General features: G+C 52.9%; 10 protein-coding genes, 5 tRNA genes and 1 rRNA gene. All 16 read right to left on the reverse strand.

All coding sequences use genetic code 11. The annotated features are described in order from the left end of the window. Positions 1–210: 210 nt before the first annotated feature. Positions 211–585, reverse strand: coding sequence for a 50S ribosomal protein L7/L12 (gene rplL / locus Q4606_RS16105; protein ID WP_303597700.1), 375 nt, complete (start codon positions 583–585; stop codon positions 211–213). Between the two features lie 39 nt (positions 586–624). After that, the gene (gene rplJ, locus Q4606_RS16110) at positions 625–1,155 is read right to left on the reverse strand and encodes a 50S ribosomal protein L10 (RefSeq protein ID WP_303597699.1); all 531 of its coding nucleotides are present in this window, start codon (positions 1,153–1,155) and stop codon (positions 625–627) included. A gap of 248 nt (positions 1,156–1,403) precedes the next feature. Beyond that, complete coding sequence (rplA, locus tag Q4606_RS16115; RefSeq protein WP_303597698.1) at positions 1,404–2,102, reverse strand: 50S ribosomal protein L1; 699 nt, start codon at positions 2,100–2,102, stop codon at positions 1,404–1,406. Between the two features lies 1 nt (position 2,103). After that, entirely contained in the window at positions 2,104–2,535 is a 432-nt protein-coding gene (gene rplK, locus Q4606_RS16120; RefSeq protein WP_303597697.1) for a 50S ribosomal protein L11, read from the reverse strand. Positions 2,536–2,636: 101 nt separating this feature from the next. Next, positions 2,637–3,170 (reverse strand): transcription termination/antitermination protein NusG, encoded by a 534-nt coding sequence (gene nusG / locus Q4606_RS16125; RefSeq protein WP_303597696.1) that lies wholly within the window; start codon positions 3,168–3,170, stop codon positions 2,637–2,639. 12 nt (positions 3,171–3,182) lie between these two features. Then, complete coding sequence (secE, locus tag Q4606_RS16130) at positions 3,183–3,551, reverse strand: preprotein translocase subunit SecE (protein ID WP_303597695.1); 369 nt, start codon at positions 3,549–3,551, stop codon at positions 3,183–3,185. 33 nt (positions 3,552–3,584) lie between these two features. After that, positions 3,585–3,660, reverse strand: a tRNA-Trp gene (locus tag Q4606_RS16135). A gap of 37 nt (positions 3,661–3,697) precedes the next feature. Then, on the reverse strand, positions 3,698–4,894 hold the full coding sequence (tuf, locus tag Q4606_RS16140) for an elongation factor Tu (protein ID WP_303608136.1): 1,197 nt from the start codon (positions 4,892–4,894) through the stop codon (positions 3,698–3,700). A gap of 51 nt (positions 4,895–4,945) precedes the next feature. Next, positions 4,946–5,021 (reverse strand) — tRNA-Thr (locus Q4606_RS16145). Positions 5,022–5,037: 16 nt separating this feature from the next. Next, positions 5,038–5,112, reverse strand: a tRNA-Gly gene (locus Q4606_RS16150). Between the two features lie 11 nt (positions 5,113–5,123). Further along, positions 5,124–5,207: transfer RNA gene (locus Q4606_RS16155), tRNA-Tyr, on the reverse strand. A gap of 39 nt (positions 5,208–5,246) precedes the next feature. Beyond that, a tRNA-Thr gene (locus Q4606_RS16160) sits at positions 5,247–5,322 on the reverse strand. 31 nt (positions 5,323–5,353) lie between these two features. Further along, positions 5,354–6,049, reverse strand: a complete 696-nt coding sequence (locus tag Q4606_RS16165; RefSeq protein ID WP_303597728.1) for a hypothetical protein — start codon at positions 6,047–6,049, stop codon at positions 5,354–5,356. Then, a complete protein-coding gene (locus Q4606_RS16170) occupies positions 6,046–6,780 on the reverse strand; it encodes a type III pantothenate kinase (protein WP_303608137.1) in 735 nt (244 codons plus the stop codon). Before Q4606_RS16170 ends, Q4606_RS16165 begins: the two co-directional genes overlap by 4 nt. Further along, the gene (locus Q4606_RS16175; RefSeq protein ID WP_303597726.1) at positions 6,777–7,742 is read right to left on the reverse strand and encodes a biotin--[acetyl-CoA-carboxylase] ligase; all 966 of its coding nucleotides are present in this window, start codon (positions 7,740–7,742) and stop codon (positions 6,777–6,779) included. Before Q4606_RS16175 ends, Q4606_RS16170 begins: the two co-directional genes overlap by 4 nt. A gap of 115 nt (positions 7,743–7,857) precedes the next feature. Then, a 5S ribosomal RNA gene (gene rrf / locus Q4606_RS16180) occupies positions 7,858–7,972 on the reverse strand. Positions 7,973–8,103: the final 131 nt, after the last annotated feature.

Genomic DNA, 8,103 nt, shown 5'->3' on the forward strand with positions numbered 1-8,103 from the left:
ATCAAGAAGCAACCAATGTTTTGCTTCGGGGCCGAATTGCTCGGCTTATCGCGCCGTCTTGAACAAAGACTCCGGCAGCTATTTGCGGCTTTGAAAACCAACCTGCAAGTGCACACCAGACTCTATAGCATATACAACAGAAAAAGGCCGGTGGCACAAAGCCACCAGCCTGTCTACGCTTGAAGCGCAGTTTCGATCAACAGCCGACTCTTACTTAAGCTCAACAGAAGCGCCTGCTTCCTCAAGCTTGGTCTTGGCCGCTTCTGCGTCGTCTTTGCTCGCACCTTCTTTAACAGTTGTAGGCGCGCCATCAACCATTTCTTTCGCTTCTTTCAGACCCAGGCCGGTCAGTTCACGAACAGCCTTGATAACGTTAACTTTCTTCTCACCGACACCGGTCAGAACAACGTCAAATTCGGTCTTTTCTTCGGCAGCAGCAGCTTCGCCGGCGGCTGCAGGAGCAGCAGCAACAGCAGCAGCGGCAGATACGCCGAATTTCTCTTCCATTGCTTCAACCAGCGCTACAACGTCCATAACGCTCATTTCTGCAATTGCGTTCAAAATGTCTTCGTTAGACAGAGCCATGACTTTCTCCCAAAAATATAAAAATGGTGTTCAACAGAATCAAGCAGCTTCTTGCTTCTGGTCGCGAACTGCCGCTACGGCGCGGGTCACTTTCGAAGGAACTTCGTTCAGTGTCCGTGCCAGCTTGGTGATTGGTGCCTGTGTAACAGCGGCCAGCATTGTCAACGCTTCGTGACGTGTTGGCAGCTTGGCAAGACGATCGATCTGGTCTGCGCCCATCAGCTCACCGCCGACTGCCAGTCCTTTAATCTCGAATACGTCTTTCTCTTTTGCAAAATCCTTCAGCAGGCGTGCTGCCGCTCCCGGATCTTCCATTGAGAATGCCAAAATTGTCGGGCCGACCAAGGCTTCATCGATGCACTCAAACTCGGTGCCACGAATAGCAATCTTGGCAAGGTTGTTACGAACAACCTTGAGATGCACATTCTCAGCACGAGCTTTGGCACGAAGAGCCGTCATATCACCGGAGGTGACACCACGGTAGTCAGCCAGAACCACAGACAGAGCACCACCGGCAGTCTCGTTGACTTCAGCGACGATCGCTTTCTTGTCTTCGAGTCTAATTGCCACTGGATTTCTCCTCGATTTCGCCGGGGGTATCCCGGCAAACCCATCATTGCCCTGGAAGCGACTACAACCTGCTTCCGACGGGCGCCTTAACGGTGTTTGGGTTCAGAGAGAACGTCTTCACACCGTCTGCGCAGGCGTTGCTTTAACCCTTGTAGCACTTCCGGTCAAACCGGGAGCGCCTCGGGGGCCTGCGGTCTTTGACAGCCTTGGCTTCCGCCCAGACTACAAAGCAACCACCGATCAAAGGATCAAATAACGAGACCGCTCTGATCGATAGTCAGGCCAGGACCCATAGTCGAGGAAACGGTGATCTTCTTCAGATACACACCTTTCGCCGACGACGGCTTGGCCTTTTTCAGGTCTGCCACCAGAGCTTCAAGGTTTTCCTTGATGTTCTGTGCAGAAAACTCAACGTTACCCAGCGGGGCATGGATAATGCCGTTTTTGTCGGTGCGGTAACGAACCTGACCTGCCTTGGCGTTTTTGACCGCAGTCTCAACGTCAGGCGTCACAGTACCCACCTTCGGGTTCGGCATAAGGCCACGGGGGCCAAGAATCTGGCCCAGCTGACCAACAACACGCATGGCGTCCGGAGTGGCAATAACCACGTCGAAATCCATGTTGCCTTTCTTAACTTCGTCCGCCAGGTCATCCATACCGACAATATCGGCACCAGCAGCGGTTGCTTTTTCGGCATTGGCGCCCTGAGTAAACACGGCGACGCGAACGGTTTTACCAGTGCCGTGAGGCAGAACAGTACTGCTACGAACTACCTGGTCAGATTTACGCGCATCAACACCAAGGTTGATTGCAACATCCAGAGACTCTTTGAACTTGACGCTCTGGCCAAGCTCAACCAACAACGCAACCGCTTCATCAACGGAGTAAGAGCGAGTGGAGTCTGTCTTTTCAAGAATCAGCTTTTGACGCTTGCTCATCTTTGACATGTTATACGCCCTCCACGGTTAGGCCCATGCTGCGGGCAGTTCCAGCAATGGTACGAACCGCTGCGTCCATATCAGCAGCAGTCAAATCCGGCTCTTTGGCCTTGGCAATCTCTTCGAGTTGCTCACGAGTTACCTTGCCTACTTTCTCGGTATTCGGGCGACCAGAACCACTCTTAACGCCCGCGGCCTTCAGAAGAAGAACAGGGGCCGGCGGAGTCTTGGTAATAAATGTGAAGCTGCGATCACTGTAAACTGTGATAACAGTTGGAATCGGCAAGCCGGCTTCCATATCCTGGGTCTGGGCATTGAACGCCTTACAGAACTCCATGATGTTAACGCCGCGCTGACCCAGAGCTGGGCCTACGGGGGGGCTCGGGTTGGCCTTACCGGCAGCAACCTGAAGCTTGATATATGCTTCTATCTTTTTAGCCATGCTAATACTCCCTTGGGTTCAAACGCCTTTCGGCTCCCCGTTGCAGACACAAAAAGCCCGCGACGCCTGAGCGCGCGAGCCTTCCGGTTAAAAGCCGCTGGTCAGTCTTTCTCGACCTGACCAAACTCCAACTCCACGGGAGTTGAGCGACCGAAAATCAGAACAGCAACCTTGACCCGACTCTTGTCGTAATCAACTTCTTCTACCACGCCATTGAAATCCGCAAAAGGACCTTCAACAACACGAACAACCTCGCCTGGCTCGAACAGCGTTTTCGGCTTGGGCTTGTCCACACCACTCTCCAGGCGACGCAAAATCCCTTCCGCCTCACGCTCAGTAATCGGAGCTGGCTTATCTTTTGTTCCACCAATAAAGCCAAGCACTCTCGGCGTATTCTTCACAAGGTGCCAGGTGCCGTCGTCCATTTCCATCTGAACAAGCACGTATCCAGGATAAAACTTGCGCTCACTCTTGCGCTTTTTCCCGTCACGCATTTCGACGACTTCTTCGGTAGGAACAAGGATCTCACCGAACCTGTCCTCCATACCCGCAAGCGCAACGCGCTCCGCCAGAGTGCGCATTACATGCTTTTCGTAGCCAGAATACGCATGAACCACGTACCAGCGCTTAGCCATTGCCCACTCCTGTTAGCCGATAAAACCGGCGACCAGCCAACTAATTATAGAATCCATACCCCACAACAACAGGGACACAACCAGCACAAAAACTACAACAATAACCGTAGTCTGAACCAGCTCTGGCCTGGTGGGCCATACCACTTTCCGGATCTCAACGCGCGCTTCTTTAAGCAAGGTCGCAAAACGCTGCCCACGCGAAGTCTGCAGTGCAACCAAAGCCGCAACAATAGCAAGACCAACGAGAGCCAGAACCCTATACAGCAAAGATTCGGCGCTAAAATACTGATTACCAACTACACCAACGGCAATCAGCACAAAAACAACCAGCCACTTCACTAGGTCGAAACGACTGTTTGACTGAACGGCTTTTGACTCCATGGGAATCAACTTATGTATCCGGATGTTAAAAAATGGCAGGCCAGGAGGGAATCGAACCCCCAACCTGCGGTTTTGGAGACCGCTGCTCTGCCAATTGAGCTACTGGCCTGCACCGAAACTACTCAGTGCACTTTCTATCGAGCAAATTACTCGATAATCTTCGCTACCACACCGGCACCAACGGTACGGCCGCCTTCACGAATCGCGAAGCGCAGACCATCTTCCATGGCGATCGGAGCAATCAGCGTTACTTCCATCTTCACGTTATCACCTGGCATAACCATTTCTACGCCTTCCGGCAATTCACAAGAACCGGTTACGTCGGTGGTACGGAAGTAGAACTGCGGACGATAGCCCTTGAAGAACGGAGTGTGACGACCGCCTTCATCTTTGCTCAGTACGTATACTTCGCACTCGAACTTGGTGTGCGGCTTGATGCTGCCCGGCTTACACAGAACCTGACCACGCTCAACGTCGTCACGCTTGGTACCACGCAACAGTACACCAACGTTCTCACCCGCACGACCTTCGTCGAGGAGCTTACGGAACATCTCAACACCGGTACAAGTCGTCTTGACGGTATCTTTGATACCAACAATCTCAACTTCTTCACCAACCTTGACAATACCGCGCTCTACACGACCGGTCACAACAGTACCACGACCCGAGATAGAGAATACGTCCTCAATCGGCATCAGGAACGGCTGATCAATCGCACGCTCAGGCTCAGGGATGTACGAATCCAGGGCTTCTACCAACTTCTTAACAGCGGTAGTACCCATTTCGTTATCATCTTTACCTTCCAGCGCCATCAACGCAGAACCAGTAACGATCGGAGTGTCGTCAGCTGGGAAGTCATACGCTTCCAGCAGATCACGCACTTCCATCTCAACCAGTTCCAGCAGCTCTTCATCGTCAACCATGTCCGCTTTGTTCAGGAACACAACGATGTAAGGAACGCCTACCTGACGAGACAGCAGGATGTGCTCGCGAGTCTGCGGCATGGGGCCGTCTGCTGCTGAACAAACCAGGATCGCGCCGTCCATCTGAGCCGCACCTGTGATCATGTTTTTCACATAATCGGCGTGGCCCGGGCAGTCTACGTGTGCGTAGTGACGGTTAGGAGAATCGTACTCAACGTGAGAAGTCGCGATGGTTATACCACGCGCACGCTCTTCCGGTGCGTTATCGATCTGATCGAATGCACTCGCAGAACCCGTACCCCATACTTCGTGACATACACGAGTCAGAGCAGCGGTCAGAGTCGTCTTACCATGGTCTACGTGACCAATAGTGCCCACGTTCAAGTGCGGCTTATTACGTTCAAACTTAGACTTAGACATTCGACCAATCTCCCTGATCAACCTGGATCGTAACGCTGACCGGATAAATAGTGGAGCTCATGACCGGAATTGAACCGGTGACCTCATCCTTACCAAGGATGTGCTCTACCGACTGAGCTACATGAGCATTGCATACATCAAATTGGAGCGGGCAGCGGGAATCGAACCCGCGTCATCAGCTTGGAAGGCTGAGGTAATAGCCACTATACGATGCCCGCGAGCAATTAAGTGGTGGAGGGGGCTGGATTCGAACCAGCGAAGCTTTCGCGTCAGATTTACAGTCTGATCCCTTTGGCCACTCGGGAACCCCTCCGAGTCAGGCGCAACCTTCGCACCTGTCAAAAACAAAAAGTGGAGCTGGCGGACGGAATCGAACCCCCGACCTGCTGATTACAAGTCAGCTGCTCTACCAACTGAGCTACGCCAGCTCACAATCGCCTCTTCAGCGAGGGCGGTATACTACGGATTTTTGACTGGCGTTGCAACACCCTTACAAGCGTTGATTTCGATGAAATCGAAATTATTGCCATAATCCGCTTTTGCCGCGCTAACCAGTTCTTCAACAAGCCCTGGGCTCACCTCAAAAGACAGCGCGTAGCTTAGCTGATTTCGGGGGAAGTTGACCAGTACTGCATTGAGATTCTGTTGTTTTTTTTCTTCTAGCACGGAAATTGCGGCCTCACGCGACTCGAACAAGCCCAATGAGATAGCATTGCGGTTTTCTCCCTGAGCAACCAGGTAAGAATCGACACCCCTTTCCTGAAGGTCTTTCAGCTGATCCAAGGCCACCTGCCCCGGCTGCGGAGGAATAATAATCCAATGCAAAGGCGCCAGTTGACGCTCTCTTTCTTTTACCTGGTAAGCACTGAACCGGGCCATGCCCCCTCCATTGGCAAGTGCTTCGGCCGCAGCAAGGGACTCGAACCACCCAAACGTCACACAGTAGATCGCTGACGGTTCGCCCGGTGCTATATTAAACTCAAAACCTTCCAGCTCTGAATGCTCCGGCACACGCACTTCAGGGGGCTTGAGGCTCGCCACCCTCGGAAGAGTTCCAGACTCTGAGCTACCGTACCGACTCTGATCACGCGGTTCGCTCAAGACAATCCAGAGAGAGGCATTCAGTAACAGCAAAGCCAACGCAAACCACTTCATTCGCCATGTGCCTCACTGTCGATATAGCCGAGACCATCCAACACCAATGAAGGGTGATGCACTCCATCTACCCCAAGCGTAAACAGGCGCTCCGCATCTCCGCCGGTTACGAGCGTTTGACGAAGTTCAAATTCAGAGGCGTCACTCCTGATCCGATCGATCATTGCCTGAGACAACCATGACAGACCTTGATTGACACACTCTGCCGTATTGTTTCCCGGCTCGACTCGGGACACGTGTGCCGGCTCAAATGCAATTCGTGCAGCGTCACTCCTCAAGCTTCTCAGCATCATCCGCAATCCGGGAAGGATATACCCGCCAAGGTGTTTGCCCTCTTTACTCACGTAGTCCACAGTTATCGCGCTGCCTGCATCTATAACAGCGCAACCGCATCTGTAATGCCTCCAGGCGCCATACATCCCGTGCCAACGGTCTGACCCCATCGTCTTCACATCCTCATACGAGTTCAACAACCCGCAACGCTGTCCTTCAGCCCAGTAAAAATTAACCGGGCCAGGCACTCTTTGCATCAGATAGGATAGAAGCCGCTGCCTTGCATCCTCGTGAATAACTGTCGACACTGCCACCCTGGACACAGAGTTCAGACTGCCTTCTATATGCGCAAGGGGGTTCGCCGAATCCAGCAATGCAGAACCCTCCCTAGCAATGATACCGCCCTGCTCGAGGCGCCACTTCAGACGGGTATTACCCGCATCTATCAACAATCTCATCGCGCAACCCGCAAGCTGATTTCCCCGGCCCGAACTGGTACAACCCCAGACTCGCCCTCGACAAGGTAGTTACCCTGCCCATCAATACCACGACCGACACCAGCGAGCTCCCCGCCTTTCGCTATCAACTGCTGACCATTAAAAAGATCCCTGGATTGCCATGCATCCTGAAACGCACCAAAACCTTTTTGGGCAAAGATATCGGCACTGTGCAAAAGTGTGCCAATAAGAGCGGACGCAATTCGATTCCTTGACCAGCCTGCCTGGGTGGAAACGCGATCCAGGCTCGACCAGGCCTGGTCGACATCATCAGCACAACTCATATGAACATTTATGCCAATACCGGCAATAACCCGGATAACACCTTCCTGCAACTCACCCTGAAGCTCGACCAGAATCCCGCCCAGCTTTCCATCAGGCATAAAAATGTCATTGGGCCACTTCAAGCGCACGCCAGGCAAACCCAGCTCTTCAAGAGTTTCGGCTACGGCAACACCCAATACGAGACTGAGACCGTCAAGAACGGAAAAGTCCCCATGAAACGTCAAACCGGCACTTAAATAGAGGTTCTCACCCCGAGGACTACGCCACGGTCGACCACGACGCCCACGGCCCATGGTTTGGCAATCTGCGATAGCAACCGGCACCCCGCTTACCCCATCCGATATCTGCCGCAAGATCTCGGTGTTTGTCGAATCCACCTCGTCCAGAACCGTCAAGCAAATGCTATTACGAGCAGACTCAACAAGCCCGTCCAGAATAACGCCTGCGTCAAGCAAGTCCACGGGCGTCACCAGCTTATAACCTCGCCCTCTTACGGTTTCAATCTCGAAACCCTCTGCAGCCGCTCGACGCACCTGCTTCCAGACCGCAGTGCGGCTAACACCAAGCTCCTCGGCCAGTCGCTCTCCAGAATGAACCTGCCCGTCGCTGAGCAGTGATACAAGTACTTTGGTTTTCATGACACACCATCCGGCCAGGAGAATTAGTAACGCGGGGATTAAACACCAGGATTGGTGAAAAGACAAAACGAAAAAACCCCCAACGGTATTCCGCTGGGGGTTTTCAGTATTAAGAGTCTGACGATGACCTACTCTCACATGGGCAATGCCACACTACCATCGGCGCAGGCCTGTTTCACTTCTGAGTTCGGGATGGGATCAGGTGGTACCAGGCCGCTATGGTCGTCAGACAAAACGGTCGATCACTGGGGGATGAGATAGAGCTGTGATGCTGATTCTTTCGCTGCGATATCCGCAATTGTCTTGGGTGTTATATAGTCAAGCCGCACGAGCAATTAGTATCGGTTAGCTCAACGCCTCG

This window comes from Marinobacter sp. 1_MG-2023, from assembly GCF_030549045.1.
Taxonomy (GTDB): domain Bacteria; phylum Pseudomonadota; class Gammaproteobacteria; order Pseudomonadales; family Oleiphilaceae; genus Marinobacter.